The organism is Synechococcus sp. MIT S1220 (assembly GCF_047303025.1).
In the GTDB taxonomy this organism is placed as follows: domain Bacteria; phylum Cyanobacteriota; class Cyanobacteriia; order PCC-6307; family Cyanobiaceae; genus Parasynechococcus.
The window spans coordinates 790204-808816 of record NZ_CP138939.1 but is presented as its reverse complement, the minus strand read 5'-3'; the positions used below and the strand labels follow the sequence as shown (position 1 = coordinate 808816).

The 18613-nt window shown below is 46.9% G+C and carries 9 protein-coding genes and 1 pseudogene; 7 read left to right on the top strand and 3 right to left on the bottom strand.

Annotation, left to right across the window (positions count from 1 at the left end; genetic code table 11):
* Nucleotides 1-18 precede the first annotated feature (18 nt).
* Nucleotides 19-630 carry an imidazoleglycerol-phosphate dehydratase HisB gene (gene hisB / locus SIB64_RS03775; RefSeq protein WP_413442862.1) on the bottom strand — a complete coding sequence of 204 codons (612 nt, stop codon included), beginning with the start codon at nucleotides 628-630 and terminating at the stop codon, nucleotides 19-21.
* Between the two features lie 447 nt (nucleotides 631-1077).
* Here hisB and SIB64_RS03770 point away from each other — a divergent pair, with 447 nt between their 5' ends.
* Nucleotides 1078-12402: a PA14 domain-containing protein gene (locus SIB64_RS03770; RefSeq protein ID WP_413441978.1), complete on the top strand. Its 11325-nt coding sequence runs from the start codon at nucleotides 1078-1080 to the stop codon at nucleotides 12400-12402.
* Nucleotides 12403-12764: 362 nt separating this feature from the next.
* On the opposite strand, the gene fabI is transcribed toward SIB64_RS03770, so the two are convergent.
* Entirely contained in the window at nucleotides 12765-13547 is a 783-nt protein-coding gene (gene fabI, locus SIB64_RS03765) for an enoyl-ACP reductase FabI (protein ID WP_413442861.1), read from the bottom strand.
* A gap of 82 nt (nucleotides 13548-13629) precedes the next feature.
* Between fabI and SIB64_RS03760 the strand changes: the two genes are divergently transcribed.
* From SIB64_RS03760 to SIB64_RS03745, 4 genes and pseudogenes are all read left to right on the top strand, one after another.
* Complete coding sequence (locus SIB64_RS03760; protein ID WP_413441977.1) at nucleotides 13630-14559, top strand: FAD-binding domain-containing protein; 930 nt, start codon at nucleotides 13630-13632, stop codon at nucleotides 14557-14559.
* Nucleotides 14556-14984 (top strand): hypothetical protein, encoded by a 429-nt coding sequence (locus SIB64_RS03755; protein ID WP_413441976.1) that lies wholly within the window; start codon nucleotides 14556-14558, stop codon nucleotides 14982-14984. The genes SIB64_RS03760 and SIB64_RS03755 overlap by 4 nt, the downstream gene beginning before the upstream one ends.
* Before the next feature lie 136 nt (nucleotides 14985-15120).
* Nucleotides 15121-15432: pseudogene (locus tag SIB64_RS03750) on the top strand (pentapeptide repeat-containing protein); the annotation flags it as partial.
* Between the two features lie 114 nt (nucleotides 15433-15546).
* Entirely contained in the window at nucleotides 15547-16017 is a 471-nt protein-coding gene (locus SIB64_RS03745) for a pentapeptide repeat-containing protein (RefSeq protein ID WP_413441975.1), read from the top strand.
* Nucleotides 16018-16067: 50 nt separating this feature from the next.
* Here the strand turns inward: SIB64_RS03745 and SIB64_RS03740 are convergent, their stop codons facing one another.
* Complete coding sequence (locus tag SIB64_RS03740; protein ID WP_413441974.1) at nucleotides 16068-16601, bottom strand: hypothetical protein; 534 nt, start codon at nucleotides 16599-16601, stop codon at nucleotides 16068-16070.
* Nucleotides 16602-16665: 64 nt separating this feature from the next.
* On the opposite strand from SIB64_RS03740, the gene SIB64_RS03735 reads away from it, so the two are divergent.
* Together SIB64_RS03735 and SIB64_RS03730 are read left to right on the top strand one after the other, a co-directional pair.
* A complete protein-coding gene (locus tag SIB64_RS03735) occupies nucleotides 16666-17250 on the top strand; it encodes a thioredoxin family protein (RefSeq protein WP_413442860.1) in 585 nt (194 codons plus the stop codon).
* Between the two features lie 33 nt (nucleotides 17251-17283).
* Entirely contained in the window at nucleotides 17284-18492 is a 1209-nt protein-coding gene (locus SIB64_RS03730) for a DegT/DnrJ/EryC1/StrS family aminotransferase (RefSeq protein ID WP_413441973.1), read from the top strand.
* Nucleotides 18493-18613 lie beyond the last annotated feature (121 nt).

Sequence of the window (18613 nt, the reverse complement as noted above, 5' to 3'; positions counted from 1 at the left end):
TGGATCAACTTTGTTGCGTCAAGATGTGGACCCCGCCTGCTCCAGCACACCCTTGCTGCTGGGGATGGCACCGGCCCGACGCGGGTCGATCTCGGTGGCCATGCGCAACGCCCGGGCAAAGGCCTTGAAACAGGCTTCCACGATGTGGTGGGAGTTCGCCCCGTCCAACTGGCGGATATGCAGGGTGAGGCCGCTGTTGTTCACGATCGCCACAAAAAATTCCTTCACCAATTCGGTGTCGTAGGTGCCGATTTTCTGGGTGGGAATCTTGAGGGTGTAGCTGAGGTGAGGGCGCCCGGAGCAGTCGAGTGCCACTTGCACCAGAGCCTCATCCAGAGGTGCCACGAAATGACCGAAGCGATGGATACCGCGCCGATCGCCAAGCGCCTGCGCCAGGGCCTGACCAACGGCAATCCCCACATCTTCATTGGTGTGGTGGTCGTCGATGTGGGTATCACCCACCGCATGGATGTTCAGATCGATCAACCCATGGCTGCTGATCTGATGGAGCATGTGATCCAGAAAGGCCACGCCGGTGCTGGCCTGGCATTGGCCGCTGCCGTCCAGGTCCAAGCGAACGTTGACATCCGTCTCACCGGTGACTCGGTGGATTTCTCCTAGACGGGCCATCCCATTGAACGCAGTGATCTCATCGTGCCGCAGCATCAGCGAATGAGGAACCTACCGCCGTCGATCGGTTTGCTTTGTTGGACGATTGATGAAAGCTTTTGAGTGGCTAGGCGCTCTGACGTCCATCTCCTGGAGAAGAAAAAGGGTTCGCTGTATTAAGGCTCAGCGGAGGTGCAATGAAAACGAAAACCAAACGATGGCCTCGCCGGCTCACAAATAAGCAAAAAATGAGATTAGTTCTCAAGAAAATAAGATCAACAATAAATTTTTTATTAAGTATAAAGAAGAGCAATTCGAATAAAATTGCCCCTCAAGCAAAGCAAACAAGAAAAGAACTCATGGCAATAAAAATACCAAAAATTATTAATATAATCGCTTAAAATGTATCAAGACTTACCATCCTGATTTAAGTCAAATTTTATACAAGAAGTTAAAGCAAAAACCCCTTTGACAGCAAACAAACCAGTCATTTCTCTTGCAGCATCTTGGCCACCCTCCTTAAGCCGAAACGCCGTCGAGGGATCCAAGGGGTGGTTCACGATTAATGTAACGGGAGGCGAAATTGGCCCGCAGGGGCTTTATGTTCCTTACACGATTCTGAAAGGCAGCGGAGCCAGCCAAATAGCGACTGTCGGCGAGGATTATTACGCGCCAAAATTATCGCTAAATAAAGACAATCCTAGCTGTGCTGAAAATATAATCTTTTTACCGGAGGGAACAACCTCCAAGAAGGTTTACATTGCAGCGATTGCAGATGCAATCGCGGAAGGGGACGAAACAGCAACAATAAGCCTGAATGTTGCTCAAAGCATTACGAATGAACAATGCCCCAAAGGCAACAAAACCTACGCCAAAATAAACTCAGTCTACGAACTGGAGGGGTTAAACCAAAACAACTGGTACTACAAAATCCTGGGAAGTTTTTCTAGGAATAATAAAACGTTTACTGCCTCCAGTATTATATCAGAAAAAATAAGATGGGGCTCGGTCGAACCCGATAGTTTTCAACTCGAGTTTTACACACGAAACACGAACAACAATGCTCTGGTAGGCGGCCATGCCAACTACCAAGTGTTTCGAAATGGCATTGCATACGATGTCAACGACGATGGTAAATATTTATCCGACGCTAACACCGATAACTATAATGTTATTAGAGCCGTCTATACCCCATCGCGCTTAGGGTGCTACTTCATTTTTTGTACATCACACTTTAAAGGTGCAGGCTTTGAACTCCTTGCTCGAGGAACCGGCGTCTTGCAGGGCAAATACCTCATTTGGGTCACCAACGCCACTGGTGAGATCATCGGAAACTCCGGATGGATAACAGCTGACCAAGCCTCTGAGAGGCGTTGGGAAAGCAAGTTCAACATGGATATCAATGGCGATGGCTGGCTTTGGGATGGATCCTCCAGTAGCTCACCCATTAACGACAACAATGTTCTCCTAAAAAATTACCACCTCATTAAAAACGGAAAGTTAATTGAACTTGGCTATTCAGACGCTTACAGCAAGGACTGGGATTTCATTGCAGCCATCAATATCGACTCGGGCTTTCAAATCCTCGCTAAAGGAACCTCCTCTTACGAGGGCAAATACAACATTTGGTACGCAGACTCCAATGCAGCAATCACCGGAACCTCTGGGTGGAAAGAAGCTCAGCAAGCGACTGAGCTCGGCTGGGAAACCAAATTCAACATTGATATCGATGGCAATGGAATCATTGATAATTTCTGGCAAAAATTAGACGCCGCGACTTTAAATGGCAATATTTTCGAAAATCAACCCAACGGCAATTTTGGGTTTTCAAATAACAATCTACCAGCATGGAGCATTGAAAGTGGTCAAGATCTACTAGTTAGAACAACATTTCTCGAGGAACAAAAACTAAAAACAATAGACACAATCCTTAATTCTACAAATAACCGCTACTACAATGCTAGCCAATCAATACTCATCCAAGACAAGATAAACCCTAGGAGTTTTGTTCCGAGCATCAAGATAACGCCGAAAAATAGAACTGGTATCTCGACCATCCGCGCATCAGACATCACCAATGTGGCCAGCTTCGATGTCCATATCACCAGTGAGCCCCGAGAGGATGTAAGCATTGCAATCACGTCTCAAATTGACAGCGCATCCGGTCCAGCAGCGGCAGAAACAATCTCCACGTTGACATTTAATAAAGACAACTGGAGTGAAGCACAAACAGTAGTTACTGGTGTCATCAACAGCCCAACAACAATTACAGCCACGGCAACAAGCGATGATTCAAATTACAACGCCATTCAGGCCACGCAATTACTAGTGCCATCAGACGATACGGCCAACCCGATTGTCAATCTTAAGGAAGGAGGAAATGACAATAGAATTCTCCCCACTGCAACTGTCAAACGCAGCAAAAAAAGCGACATCAACAATATCGAGGGTGGTAGTGCCTACTACCAATTCAAGCTGAGTCAAGTTGCAAAACAAGACACGGATATCAAATTCACTGTAAGCACCCAATACGAAAGCAATGAGGATGAGACAACTGACAGGCAATCACAATCACCTCTACAAACAATATTAGAGAGCCCAAGCATCGTTCAATCCATTCTACCCCCGTCGGGCCTTGGGTCTTTTAAAAGACAAGATATCGCTTTCAATGAAAAATATCTCGAGAAGATTAATGTTCTGTCTAGCGATATTCAGCAACTAAATGGCAATGACTGGAAAAGCATCAAAACTTTCAATGGGAGCAATATCAAGAACAATATTTTCACCTCATATTCAGACCGTTACATGTGGTATCGACCGAGGATTGACACGTCAAAAGATATCAAAATTACTACAGAATACAGTCTTAAAGGTGAAAATATCACCAGAACTAGTGAGCAGATCTTCACACACGATGCAAATAGATCAATACAAGAAACCGAATCCTATTCGTTAATTACTATACCTGCTGAATCAGATTCAACCATACTCCTAATTCCTACCATCGATGATGCCTACCCAGAAGGAGATCAAAGCATCACAGTATCACTACTGGAGAGTGATTCAAGCAGCTATTTGCTAGGCAAGAATCAAGCAAGCAAGCAAGCATCGGGTTCGATCAATACAAAAAGCCTAAGTAGTACAACTGCAACTATACGTGACAACGATAGTGCAGGCATCAACTTTTTTAGCCCCGAGGGAGACGAATGGGCACCAATAGATGATCTAAATTTGAGCAGCAATATTTGCTCCGGAGAACAGGCAAACGTTGAGGTTGGCATCAATTTGAAATCAGCAATTAAAGAGGATGTAACAATCACAATTGCACAAAAAATATTAACTACTGGCCAAAGCACGCTGCAAGGAACCGATAAGCAAACAATTACATTCACCGCAGACAATTGGAATGACATTCAAGCTGTCAACTTCAAATTAACTAGCAACCCTAGCCAGAGTGGCGACACAAAAGGAGCTCTTGTTTTTACGACAGCAGGCCAGGATTTTGCGTACAACAGTTTAGATAATACACTGCCTATTGGAATTGTCAGTACAGAAACATCTAGCCTTGAACCTATTAATAGCAACATCAAGCTTAAAAGGTTTCACGGAGCTCCCATAGCCAAATTGTCAGACAGCTTTTATGGGCAAACAGCAAACAACTCCCCAAATGAGCTTCACGAAAGCACACCTGAAGAGGGAAGATACATCAATGTAAACCTACTTGATCCCAGTGATAATTCAACCCAAATTACTGCAGAGGAAGACACAGTCATCTATTTTGATCCTCAACAATCAAGGACTGGCCAAATCGCGTGGCCTGATACATTTGAAATCGACATTAATAGCGAGCATTACAAAAGTGGATTGGTTCAGACAATAAGCCAACCACAACGGGCCAAGGATGGCCAAGTGGAGAAAGGCGAAAATGGTGAACCCTTAACTAGCACAATATCCAATATTAATGCATTCAACAATAGTAACCGCTTTGAACTTACGGATGTTTCGAAAAACGCAACTGTTCAGTGGGATGGTTACCTATACATACCTTATTCGGGACAATACACATTTAACATTACAAGACTAGGTGGCGCCTCATTGAAGATTGATGGGCAAACATTGCACAACGATCTAGATTCTGATTTCACAGATAGTACAACAAGTCAAGTTTACAATGGCGAAGCCGATACATTTGTGCCCATAGAAATTGATTACAAACCTTATGCAAATGATCCCTCATTTGCATTGCAATGGGATAGGCCTGCCCAAAATAATACAGCACGTTTTACCGAGTCAGTCCCTTCCAAATATTTTAGCCGAGTGGGTGATTGGCATGTTTTGATAAAAAAAGGCAAAGACACAGCAACAATTGGCATCAAATCAAACGACATTGTAGAAAACAACGCGAATAATACAGCGCCAACACCAGAAGATCAAATTGCGACACCAGATCAAACCGTATCATTACGTTTGCTCCATGAAGCCGATCATCCTGATCTCATACGTATTAACGACTTCTCAAATTCAGGTGACAGTTTGACACTCTCGCTAGAGAGCTCACGCAACGAATCACTCGATTTAAAGCAAGGAGACATTCTAGTATTCGGCGACGTATCAAACATTGAAAACGCAAGCACTGAAGAAATTAGCCAACGGCCACAATTTCAAATAACACTCACAAGCGAATTAACCCTCTACAACAATCAGCCCAAAGAACTCAGATTAGAACGTGAAGCATCTGACACTGATACCTCAGAGACTAATACCTCAGAGACTAATACCTCAGAGACTGATACCTCAAACACTGGTGAGGCGGAAACTCACTACACAATAGTTTCTGAAACTGATAGCAACTCTACACAACTAACGTCTAATCCGACAAAGGATATGGTTGCTAATGCTAACAATAAAAAGTATCAAGTCTTGGATGAGTTCGTCGAATTAAATCTCGATAATTCACCAGAAAAACTAGACAACCCAATTAAAATCACCCTTAACAATCTAAACATTGATAGCGAAACATTCAGCGCAGATCTTGTGAGATCGGATGATGAGCAGACAGAAATTATCTTGCCACAAGGGCAACAACTTTCGTTTGTTACAACAAATCAAACGAGTCGTGCCGATAACATTCCAGAGAACAGTACAGATAATGTCACATCAGAAAGCGCCAACAGCGATACGAATATCTTCACAATTAAGCTTTTAGAGCAAGTCACTCTCGGGCCGAATGAAAACGCGAATTCTATTACTTTCACACCCGATAATTCACAGGTTTGGAATAGCCAAGACACAAACGAATTGACAGCGGAATCAAGCTTAGATCAATATGAGGTGACGCTAAAGGTCGATGAAACCAACCAAAATATCCCAAATCTAAATGCAGGAACAGTTTTAGACTTTTTCCATTACACAGACATAAGCCAAGCCCTGAATGCAAGCCTAGATCCTTACTGCACAAACTTTGATACCGTCCGATTCTCTCTGCTGACAACAGGCGAACACGAGCTTGAAAGCGATGCTCTCGTCACAACATCTGTCATCGACGTAAGCGATGGGGAAGGTCTTTCAGCATCCAGTGATCTCATCACGCTTGCCAAATCCTATCTTCAAATGCCAGATGGGACGCAAAGCCTTACAGTTATTGACGACCAAGATAAGGCAGGTATTGTCATTGGACAGATCACAAGTAATGGACAAGTTATCTCTCAAGATTCAGGTCAAGTAGAAGGTATCAATCCAATTAATCTAAACGAAGGTGGCAGCGATTATGTTGGTCATATTCGGCTTAACAGCCAACCCATCGCAAACGTAACCGTCTATCTCGAGGTGGATGAACTGAACAATGCAGATAACAACAACAATAAGGATAACAACACAGGTACAGATAACGGCAAGCCAGTAAGGATCAGTAACGACTTTCTCATCTATGACAACATTAGCATTCAAAGTGGGGCACACTCAAATAACACATTAGTCAAAAGTACGCAGAACACATCTCAAATTCCGAATGATGCTCTCATCAGACAAGCATATTTGGCAATGGACAATGACTCGAATATCAACAGTTTTGTTGTCAATAAAAAAATCACAAGTAGCGGCACCTTTATTAGCAGCATTGAGTTCTGGAACCTCGAAGATGGAAGTGAAATCAGCACACCCACCTCCACTTCTACATCTCAACAAGATTTTTACACCAACAGAGAAGATGTAGCACTACTACTCCCGGAGGAACTTGACGATCAACAAACACAAATACGATTAGAAAAAAATCAGTCACTCATTGCCTTTACCTTTACACCAGAGAATTGGGACGAGTATCAACGTTTTTCCATTACACCCGAGGATGATGAGGTTGTCGACGGAGATCAAGACATCAACGTCTATCAACGGATAAACAGTGAAGATCCTGAGTATAAAAAGGTAACGTCATCAAATAAACAAGAAAATATTGTTTTGTCGCTAGTCAGTCAAGATGACGATCAGGCGGGCGTAAAAATCCACACAAAAACCAATGTCATTGGCGAAGATGAAAATGGTTACATCGATGTTGCATTGGATTCACAGCCACGTAGCAACGTGACGCTTGAATTGGCACCTTCAGATTCACAATTTACGGTCAATGATGAACAATTAGATCAAGCCGATACTATTACTTTTACTCCCGATGATTGGGATATTAAACAAACAATTCGGCTCAAGGCTTACGACGATACTCTCGTCGAAGACATCACCACGAGTCGTTTACTGATCAATGTGAATTCCGAAGACGAGGCCTACACCTCGATACAAGTCGAACCAGTTCCAGTGGAAATCGTCGACAACGATCTTCCAACTGCTTCGATCGTTCCTATCGAAAATACGCAAGAGGATGGTGATCCAGGCAAATTCCGTGTCGAGCTATCAAATCCTGCTCCTTCCTCTTCAGGCTCCGATGGAATTGTTGTTCAATACACAGTGAGTACAAGCAGTCTAAGCAATACAAGCAGTCCAAATACATTTGCTGAAAATGCACAGTTTCCCAACACAACCGGAGAAGTGCGCATTGCACCTGGACAGACATCAAGCGATGTCTTTGTGATCCCGATCGACGATCGCAAAACAAATGATGATCGATCTTTTACCGTCGAGCTGGTTGAACCAAATGTTGCATCTGGGACGGATGCAAACTACCAGCTAGATCCAAATAGTGGTAGGAACACTGCCACAATGAAGATCATTAACGACGATGTTGCTGGTTTTTATATTATGCACTCTGGCGTTGAGATTTCAGCACAGGAGGGTGGCCAAGATGCAGCTTATTTTATTGGGCTTACTGCACAGCCGGAAAACGATGTAATAGTGGAGATTGACGAGTATCGACTACCGCAGCCAAGAAGTGGAGCCGCAAACGATACATCCACAACTGTCCAGCAGATTGATAGCATCCAGTCTTCTACAATTACATTTGCTCCGGACAAATGGTTTCAACCACAGACGATCACCGTCAAAGCATTCGACGACAACATCATTGAAGATGGAATTTTGGTCGATAGGCCCACAGATCCAAACCAGCTTAAAGCATTCAAAGAAGAATACACAAACGACGATAATTCCAACCGAAAAGGAGATCAGCAAGTCCTCGATTTATTAACCTACGACTCCGACACGGGTGAATTTATTGGGGGCATCCCCACCAATCCAAACCAGCAGGCGCAAAACGGAATTCATCCTGCTGCCCTGAAATTTACATTTTCAAGTACAAACGGAGATACAGTCGATGCAAAATGGAGTTCAGATCCTGGACCTGGTCCAGATGGAGAAGCACGCGAATCTGAACTCTTCACCCAATACAAAGAGTACATTACTATCCAAGATAAGGAACTTGACCGTGATGTTGGCAACTCGATTAGTGAATCGTTAAAAACACTTCAAAATGAAATCAGTGACTATAAACTTCCTTTCATCGGCGCATCTGATCAGAAAACCGGCAGTTTCTTCTACGATTTTTCCAACACCATTGCAGACAAAATTAGCAATCTCAATTCCTTATCAATCGCATCTATTGAAAAATTAATCAATCAAGAGATTAATTACTGGCTTAATACAGATGGAGACCATGTCACAATCGATCTCCTTGATGATGAAGATCATACAGTCAACATTAATTTGGACTTTAATTATAGTAAACGACTAGAAATTCCACTCGATGCCAATTTCGGCATTCCATCACTCGGATTAAAAACCAAAGGTGATCTCAATCTCAAGTGTGATGTAACAGGTGCCCTGGACCTTTATATTCCAACACAAAATGATAACAAAGGCCCGTACATCAAAACTGCTGATTTAGAGAATGAGAACGACAAAGGCAGCTACATACAGGCGACCTTGGAAGCAAATTTAGGAGACGAGGACGATCCATTTACATTCACAGGAGGGCTTGGCTTCCTACAATTCGATGCCAAAGATGCTGAATCGGAAAGAATTAACGATCAAAGTACCAATATGAATATTACGCTTAATGCAATAATTACAGACCCAAATGCTCAACAAGAAGAGCCAGAACAGGACAATACACAACAGACAAATACGGTGGCGAATCAAGGCACCAATCCGATGCCTATTACATCAATTAAAAAGACTAGATCTCAACGAAAAGGCCTAAAACCCAATAAAAATACGAAACCCAAGCCTAGCGCACCGATAAAGGATACAAAATCTATACAAGAAAGTGCAGAGCCAGACAACAGTGCGAATACTGGATCGAATCAAACAACTCAAGATCTACAACCTGAAGAAGAAAGTACAGAATCAGATGACAACAGAATGTTACCTTTAAGTAAATTATCCACAAAGGCAATCGACGTATCAATCGACGGCGGTGCGGCAATATCATTCAAAACTACGACATCTGCAGGTGGTAGCAAAGCAGTTCCTTCGTTGTTGTTCGATGTCGCGGCGAATCTACCGTTGCCTGGAACAGATGAGCCAAAAACACTATTTGTTAGCAATGTCAATTTAGATCTCGGTTCTTTCGTAACTGATTTAGGCCGCCCTGTAATTTCACAAATTGATAGTATTTTAAATCCACTTTATCCCGTTGTTGATGCCCTCTACACTGACACACAAATTTTCGGCAAAATAGGTCTTACGGGAACACTTGATCAGGACGACGACGGGCGTGTCGTCGTTATGGAATTGATCCAATGGTTTACCAACCTAGGCTCACGTGGCGGCGTCAAGAGTAGTCGCCAAAAGAAATTAGATAAAGCCATCGTGTTCTTAGACCAAGTCAAATCTCTGATGGACCTCGTGCGCGAGTACGAGACCATGGGCGCGCAGGGAGATAATTACCTAATCCCTTTTGGAGACTATGAATATACATTTTCGAGCGATGAAAACGACAAGCTAACAGAAGCCGATAGCAATGAAGAAAGCGAGGCCGAAAAGGAAGAAAGCATTGAGCGAAGTATAAATTCGAAAAAAAAGAAAAATAGCTATGTGAAAATCTTCAATAAGATGAAAGAAATAGGTATTAGCATTCCTCTCATTGAAGATCCCAGTAGTATCTCAAGCCTTCTGACTGGCGGTACAACAGATATTTTGAAGTGGACCCTGTCAGATAGTGATGCCACTGATGCAACACCTTCTTTCAATATTAATTCCGCGCTAGATCTGAGATTCCCAATGGGCCCCATAAATGGGATCATCAAGGGAAACTTCAATGCACACGCCGATCTGAGTTTCGGCCTAGATACAAGAGGATTTGAACAATGGAAAGATGATGACTTTAATCTGGAAGATTCCTGGAAAGTATTTGCAAATGGTTTCTATGTCGATGATCAGCATGGCGGTGTTGATAGTCCTGAATTTCAGATGAATGCTGGTATGGGTGCAGGAGCAGGCCTAAATGCATTCATAGCACGCGCTGAATTAACCGGCGGCATTGAGGCTGCAGCCCAATTGGATCTGATTGACGTTGGTGAACTTAGTGGGAACAGTGATGGAAAAATCTATGCCGATGAAATTGCAAATCGCATTAATAATCCACTCAGTCTTTTCGAGATCGTTGGAGATCTCGCTGCCTATTTAGAAGCACGTATACAAGTTGGTATTGATCTTTGGTTCGTATCATTCTGGAAAACAGTTTGGGAGAAAAAGCTTGCCAGGATTCCAATCTTTAAATTCGGGATTGGTGGTCGTTATGGATCTGGAACTGCATCCAACGGTCATCTAGAAGACAGCACCATCTTCTTCGATGTCAATTCCAATGGCTGGATCGATAGCCATGAACCAAGCGTCAAGACAGGAGAAGATGGTTACTATCTTTTGGATCTCAATGAAAGGCAATTTGACACCAATCAAAACGGTCAAATTGATCCAAGCGAAGGGCATTTGACAGCGATTGGTGGAATCGACAGCACCACCGGCCTTCCTCTCGAGATTCCCTTCATCGCTCTCATTGGAGAGATGATCTCACCACTGACCACCCTTTACGCGCTGGCCATCGAATTGGGCTACGAGGCAGTCGATGCAGATGAGCAAATTCGCAAACTGTTCTCTCTAGGTGAATTCGATTACTTAAACGATGATCCTCTCGCTGATCTCAAACAACGAAAATCGGTTGATCACCCCAAAGTTCAAGATCAGCTCTCTACTTATATCGCCCACAGCAAAATTCACCTGAATCTTGATTTACTCACTAAAGTCATTGATGTTTTCAGCAAAGATCCTGATTCCGGCAAAATTAGCTTCAAACTCGATATCGCTAAAACCTTCACTCACGCATTATTTAGGCATCCAGAAAAAGGAGAAATCAACAACAAAATCAGGATGTCGATTCTTGAGACAATTAAGAGCCTGGATCAAACAACAACAAAACAACAACAGCAATTTTTATATCAAGCAGCCAGCTTGATTGCTCAAGCCGGAGTAGAGCTCGATGCCAAATACGAAGCAGTTTTGAAAGACGGATCAATATCGCTTAGGAAGATTCATGAAATCAAGCAAGTTGCCTTTGAAACCTACCGTGACAACATTGCAAATCTCTTGGATGGAATCCACAACATCTCAGATCAACAAGCTCGGTCAAGGCAATTCCAAGAGAAGATTCAAGAATCAGCTAAAGACTTTATCGAGATCACCCAAAATGATATTGTGAAGATTGGCCATAAAAAAGATGAACAAATCATTGGAAAACATGGCAACGATGTCGTGCATGCCAATGCAGGTTCTGATGTCTTAAAAGGACGCGCCGGTAATGATTACTTAAAAGGTGGCTCGGGAAGAGATACGATTGATGGTGGCGTTGACGATGACATCCTTTATGGAGGTCGAGGAATCGATAGCATCCAAGGAAATGAAGGCGACGATTTCATCAAAGGCGGCAACGGCTCAGATGTTCTCAAGGGCCATACAGGGCAAGATCATTTAATCGGAGGCGGCAACAATGACAAACTCAAGGGAGGCCAAGATGATGACAAATTAACAGGGAAATCCGGACACGATAGACTTTTTGGCGATGAAGGCCATGATGTCTTGGTTGGAGGTCCTGGCAATGACCTCTTGGATGGAGGTAGCGGCGATGACTTCTTGAAAGGTGGACAGGGACGCGACAAATTCGTGCTTTCAACAGGGAAAGATATCATCAAAGATTTCGATGCAAACCAAGGAGATACCATCAAAGTTGACCCCGCTCTAGAACTAACATTCTCACAAAAAGGAGATAATCTAATACTTAAAGCGGGTGACAACATTATGACGACGTTCATGAATTTAGACGATCAAACCCTTATAAATAGTGATTCGCTGGTGTAAAATAGCTCGATGGGCCTTTAGTTAACCAATCGTCCCCACTCCACCGGCTCGCCTAGCGAAACTGGGTGAGTGGGGTCAACACTCAACTATCACAAACAACTCCACAGCACAATCTTGGCCTACCTTCTCCCCTGCATCGATTTGTAAGCCCATTTCCCCAGGGGGGATGAGAACCAATCACAATCAAGCATTAAAAACTCCAAGAATACGCATGATTCACAGAAGCCAAGTTAATAACAACTAGATTTCGGGTTATCGGGAGTGGCGCGTTGCGCCAAACTTTTAAGACATCGATCACGTGTGGCTCATGCCAACAACCAACGACGCCAGCCGCTGGTCACGCTTGATGCCATACGCAGCAATCACATGCCAGTGATGCAGTAGCCAGCATCGACATAGATCGTCTGACCGGAGATACCACTGGCCAGGTCACTGAGCAGGAATGCGGCGGTGCCACCCACTTCCATTTGAGTGACCGTACGGCGCAGTGGAGCTTTGCCTTCCACGTTGTGGATCATGTCAAGAATTCCGCCGATGGCTGAGCTCGCCAGGGTTCGGATCGGTCCGGCACTGATCGCATTGACCCGCACCTGCTTTTCAGGGCCGAGCTCAGCGGCGAGATAGCGCACGGAGGCCTCCAGGGCCGCCTTGGCCACACCCATCACGTTGTAGTTGGGGATGGCCCGCTCAGCCCCGAGGTAGGACAGGGTGATCACGCCGGCCTTTTCGCTGAACAACGGCTTGGCATGGGCGCAGAGGGGAGCCAGGGAGTAAGCGCTGATATCCAGGGAGCGCGCAAAGCCATCCGCGGTTGTGGCGCTGTAATCGCCGATCAATTCCTCCTTGCCGGCAAAAGCCAGGCAGTGCACCAAGCCATCGAGCACGCCCCACTTCTCCTTGATCTCGGCAAACACACCGGCCATTTGATCGGCATCCTGCACATTGAGGGGCAGGAACAGGCTCGGCTCGAGCGGAGCGGTGAGCTCCCGCACCTTCGCTTCAAAGCGACCCTTTTCATCCGGCAGGTAAGTGATCCCCAGCTCAGCACCAGCAGCTTTCAGCTGCTGGGCAATTCCCCAGGCGATCGAGCGGTTGTTGGCGATGCCGGTGACGAGAATCTTCTTACCGGTGAGGTCAAGCAGCATCGTTGGGCAGAGATAGGGTCTGAATCGCGCGATTCTCCCCCATCCCTCGCCAAAATCTCGGAGTTGATGCTGTCGAAGGCTGGTGACCATCGCCCCATCTCCGCCCATCAGTGGTGATCTGCCGCGGGATTTCAACTCACGCGACGCGCTTAACGCCTTACTGGCCAAAGAATTTCCTGAAGCCAAAGGGGAGCTGAGTGCGATCCAAGGCGGGCGACGTGCGGCGGAAGCGATGCTGAAACGGGTTGACGCGAAGCGCTACGCCCGCAGCCGCAATCACCTCAATGGCGCCGTGACAAGACTGTCTCCGTACATTCGCCACGGCGTGTTCAGCCTGGCAGAGGTGCGCGATGCGATGTTCAAACGGATCCGCAGCCGCGAGGAGGGCCAAAAGCTGATCAATGAGCTGGGCTGGCGCGATTTCTGGCAGCGGATGTGGCAAGAGCTTGGCGATCGAATCAACGAGGACCGCGAAGACTTCAAGACGGGCCACGCCGCCAACAGCTACAGCAAGGACCTACCCGACGACGTCCGCGAAGGACTCACGGGACTGGCTTGCATGGACAGTTTTCGCGACGACTTGGTGAACCGAGGCTGGCTTCATAATCACGCGCGGATGTGGATGGCGGCGTGGTTGGTGCACTGGCGCAAAGTGCACTGGAAAGCGGGGGCTGATTGGTTTCTCGAACACCTGCTCGACGGTGACCCGGCCAGCAACCAGCTGAGCTGGCAATGGGTCGCCAGCACCTTCAGCCACAAGCCCTATTTCTTCAATCGCGACAACCTGGAGCGTTACAGCGACGGGCGCTACTGCAAGAGCTGTGCCAGCGCGAACCGGTGCCCATTTGATGCCAGCTACGACGAACTGGAACAAAAGTTGTTTGTAGTGCAGGCACCCATCCGTGCTGGAGCGCCGCAGCGGCGCGATGGCCAAACAAGGAGTAGCCGTTCAAGCAACAACAGCTCACGCAACAGCCGTTCAACTCAAAAAAGCACCCAGCGTTATCAATGAATCTGCAACGTCCGATCGTGTGGGTGCACGAAGAAGCGCTCGGCCAATCCAATGCGGCACTGGAAGATTGCCCTGAGGCTCCTGCCCTGTTTGTGTTCGATCAAGCCTGGATTCAACAACAGCGGATGAGCCGCAAGCGCCTGGGCTTTCTCTACGAGTGTTGCTTGGAACTACCGGTGACGATTCGCAAGGGCGATGTGGCCGCGGAGGTGCTGGCCTTTGCCGAACGCCACAGTGCTGATGGGGTGGTGACCAGTGGAGCTGTGGATCCTCGACTGAATCGCATCGCCGCAGTGATCGATCAGCATCTGCCGCTGTGGATTCTCGACGGCGAACCATTCGTCGACTTGCCTCGGCCGCCCCGGCTGGGTCGCTTCAGCCGCTACTGGCGAGAGGCGGAACCGGTGGTGTGGCAGGGCTATTGAGGAACTGACGTGTAGGACGGTTGAACATTCCAAGGAAGCCGTCCGAAAAGATGACAACAGACACTGGAAGAGGACAACAAATCATGGACATAAATGAAAAACCCAATCCTTAAAAAATGTTGGCCTTAATTCTACGATCTTAACTGATGCTGATCTAGAAGGTGCCACCTTAGATGATGTCACCCTAGATGGAGTTACCGGATTAGAACTAGAAGGTAGCACCCTTACCGGCGATCCAGAAGCACTACAAACGGTTAGCCTCGATCAAATTGACTTAACGCAATCTACCCTGAAAAACAAAAATTTTGATGGTCTTAACTTACAAGGACTTGATTTCTCAGGTGTTGATCTAACAGGCTCCACATTTATTGGAACGCGTTTACAAGGAACAATTTTCGATGAAGCAAACTTAACCAATGTTGAATTTACTGATGCCACGCTGAAGAACGTCAGCATTACAGACATCCAATTAGACCCTGGCAAGAAGCTCTTATTCGATGATGCGATTCTGAAAGATTTCGATCTGGCCCAATTGAATGGCCTTGGCGATGATCAATTCTCATTGATCGGTGCTGACCTCAGCGGCTTGAATTTCAGAGAGCTCGACGATGAGAACCTCAAGGATCTTGACTTCAGTGACACTAAACTAAAAGGTGCATCATTCAAGGGTAAAACACTTGATGGAAATCAATTACTCAACAACGATTTAAGTGGAACTATTTTCGAAAATGCAACCATCAAGGACGTTGATTTTGAGAACGCCACTGGCGATAGCCTCACAAACTTCAAGGATGTCACCTTGACAAACGCAACCTTAAGTCGTTCAACCTTCAATGCATCCGACTTCTCTGAGACGACGTTCAATGGTTCACTCAGTCTCGAAAATAACGTCTTTGATGACTCTAATTTCTATCGCTTCAATCTGAATCCTGCCCGGAATAACAGTTCAGATTGGTTCAACATTACTTGTCCCAATGGCGATAAAAACCAAAACAACCTGTTTGCATGCCCGCCAACACAAAACGAGCTCTGAACCACAGAACTTGTCATCCATTTGATCTATGCGCGGCTCACTCGTCGTGTCTACCCACCGTCAGCGTCCTCGAGAAGTGATTCCTGGCGCTTCAGCTCGTCGTTCGGATTGGTCAGCAAATCCTGCTCCTCCCAAGCCGGTAGGGCTACAGGCGAGATCTCGCCTGTAGCAAGAGGTGGATCCACCCATTGCCACGTGGCGTCAGGGGCGCGGTTCAAGCAGAGCTTCTCCAGTTCCTGGCGGGCCGCCTTCAAAACAGCGGGCTTCTGCATGGCCTCGAAGAATTCCTGTCGCGATGCAGTCCCGGAACTGAAAGGTGCCGTTCCATTGCCGTTGAACAAACGAGCAGGATCCGGAATCCAGCGCGGTTGGCAAATACCCGGATTGCTGGTGTCTGTTTCGAGATAAAGATGCAGCCCATAACCATCGGGCTGACTCACCACAGCCAACCCGTCATGGGGCTCATGGCGCTGCAACGCAAAAATCGGCAAGGAGCTTGAAGGCTCCTGGTCGTCGCTACAGGCAGCCAACAGGGTCAACAAACCTGCAAGCACAAAAGCTGGTGGACGCTTCCGCACCGGCATGAATCACAACGGAGCGTCGTTGAACTGCATCTTGCTAGAGGATCAAGGTTGCTGCATCGGATCGATGGCCCTCACCCCGTCCACGATGCTTCCACTGAACACGGTCTTACCGGGCTTCGATTTGCCGATGCCCAATGGCCAACGGTTGGACAGCTCAAAGCTGGATGATCGCCCAGTTGTGCTGATGGTGATCTGCGCCCACTGCCCGTTCGTGAAGCACATTGAACCGGAACTGAGCCGCCTTGAGCAGGACTATGGCGATCGCATCCAGCTGATCGGCATCAGCAGCAACAGCCTGATCACACACCCCCAAGATGGACCTGAGCAGCTCCAACACCAGGCAGAGATCCACGGATGGAGCTTTCCTTATCTCATGGATCAGGACCAGACCCTGGCCAAAGCGTTGCAGGCGGCTTGCACACCTGAGTTCTATCTCTTTGCCGGGGGGGCATCAGGAGACCACACACTGCGCTACCGGGGCCAGTTGGACAGCAGTCGCCCCGGAAACCAGCAACCTTTGAACGGTGAGGATTTGCGGCGCGCCATGGACGCCGTGCTGGTCGGTCAACCCGTGGATGCAGAGCAGATTGCATCGGTGGGGTGCAACCTGAAATGGCACCCAGGTCAGGAACCCGCCTGGTTTAAATGATGACCAAAGGAGGATCCGCCTATGGTGGCTGCCATGAATGTGCCTCCCTTCAGCCTCAGCCAACAGATCGAAGATCTGGGCTCAGACCTAGAGGAGGCCGTACTCGCGAGCCTTCGCAGCGGTCAGTACATCGGCGGAGCTCAGGTCAAGGCCTTTGAGGAGTCCTTCGCGAGCTACGTCGGTTGCGAGCACGCGGTCGGATGCAACAGCGGAACAGACGCGTTGGTTCTGGCGCTCAGGGCCTTAGGGATTGGTGAAGGAGATGAGGTGATCACCTGCTCGTTCAGTTTTTTTGCAACCGCAGAGGCAGTTAGCTGTGTTGGTGCCACCCCTGTTTTTGTCGATGTAGACCCCAACACGTGCCTGATTGATCTCAATTTAATCGAGGCTGCCATCACAGAACGAACAAAGGCCCTGATCCCTGTTCATTTGTTCGGCAGACCCGTCGATATGGGTCAAGTCATGGCGATTGCGAAACAGCACGATCTGCGCGTGATCGAAGACTGTGCTCAAGCCACAGGTGCCATGTGGGGAGAACAGCCAGTGGGGAGCATCGGTGATGTTGGCTGTTTCAGCTTCTTCCCCACGAAGAATTTGGGAGCAGCCGGAGACGGTGGTGCTGCAACAACAAACGATCCTCAGCTCGCCAAAACCATGCGCGAGCTCGCCGTTCACGGCATGCCGAAGCGATACCTGCACACAGCCTTGGGCTACAACAGTCGCCTCGATGCGCTGCAAGCAGCGGTCTTGAACGTCAAACTGCCACGATTGCAGGGATGGATCGAGAAGCGAAAAGCCATTGCGAAACGGTATCAAGAGCTGTTATCCGACATCCCAGGGATCAAAATACCAAGTGAAGATGAAGGACACAGCTGGAATCAATTTGTTATCCAAATCAACAATGAATCCGCAGGCCAGAATGCATCAAGAGCATCGAGCAATCATTCAGCAGAAGCCAAGAGTGAACATCGAGACTGGTTGAAAACCTCCCTAGCCGAGGAGGGTGTGAATACGATTATTTATTATCCAATACCAATTCATCGGCAACCGGCCTATGCAGACCTGGGATTAAAAGAGGGCTCCTTACCAGAAACAGAAGAACTGTGCCATAACGTTTTGAGCCTGCCAATTTTCCCAGAACTCAGCGAAATCGAGCAGCAGCATGTTATTTCATCTCTCCGCAAACTCTATGGGATGCAGGAGATCATCACCATGTCAGAAAACAAGCAAAATGCTGCATAAACAAGCAATAGACCGCCATCGCCAATGCCCATGAACAGCATGGCAACGAGACAAATAAACAAGAAATAGGGCCAAATAAAACAAGAAGCTTGCAACAAAGCCGAATCGAAACCAGCAATTA

Excerpts from the sequence above, each read along its gene's own strand:
- hisB (WP_413442862.1), bottom strand. The coding sequence starts at position 630 with ATGGCCCGTCTAGGAGAAATCCACCGAGTCACCGGTGAGACGGATGTC.
- fabI (WP_413442861.1), bottom strand. The coding sequence starts at position 13,547 with ATGCTGCTTGACCTCACCGGTAAGAAGATTCTCGTCACCGGCATCGCC.
- SIB64_RS03735 (WP_413442860.1), top strand. The coding sequence starts at position 16,666 with ATGGCCCTCACCCCGTCCACGATGCTTCCACTGAACACGGTCTTACCG.
- SIB64_RS03730 (WP_413441973.1), top strand. The coding sequence starts at position 17,284 with ATGAATGTGCCTCCCTTCAGCCTCAGCCAACAGATCGAAGATCTGGGC.
- SIB64_RS03755 (WP_413441976.1), top strand. The coding sequence starts at position 14,556 with ATGAATCTGCAACGTCCGATCGTGTGGGTGCACGAAGAAGCGCTCGGC.
- SIB64_RS03740 (WP_413441974.1), bottom strand. The coding sequence starts at position 16,601 with ATGCCGGTGCGGAAGCGTCCACCAGCTTTTGTGCTTGCAGGTTTGTTG.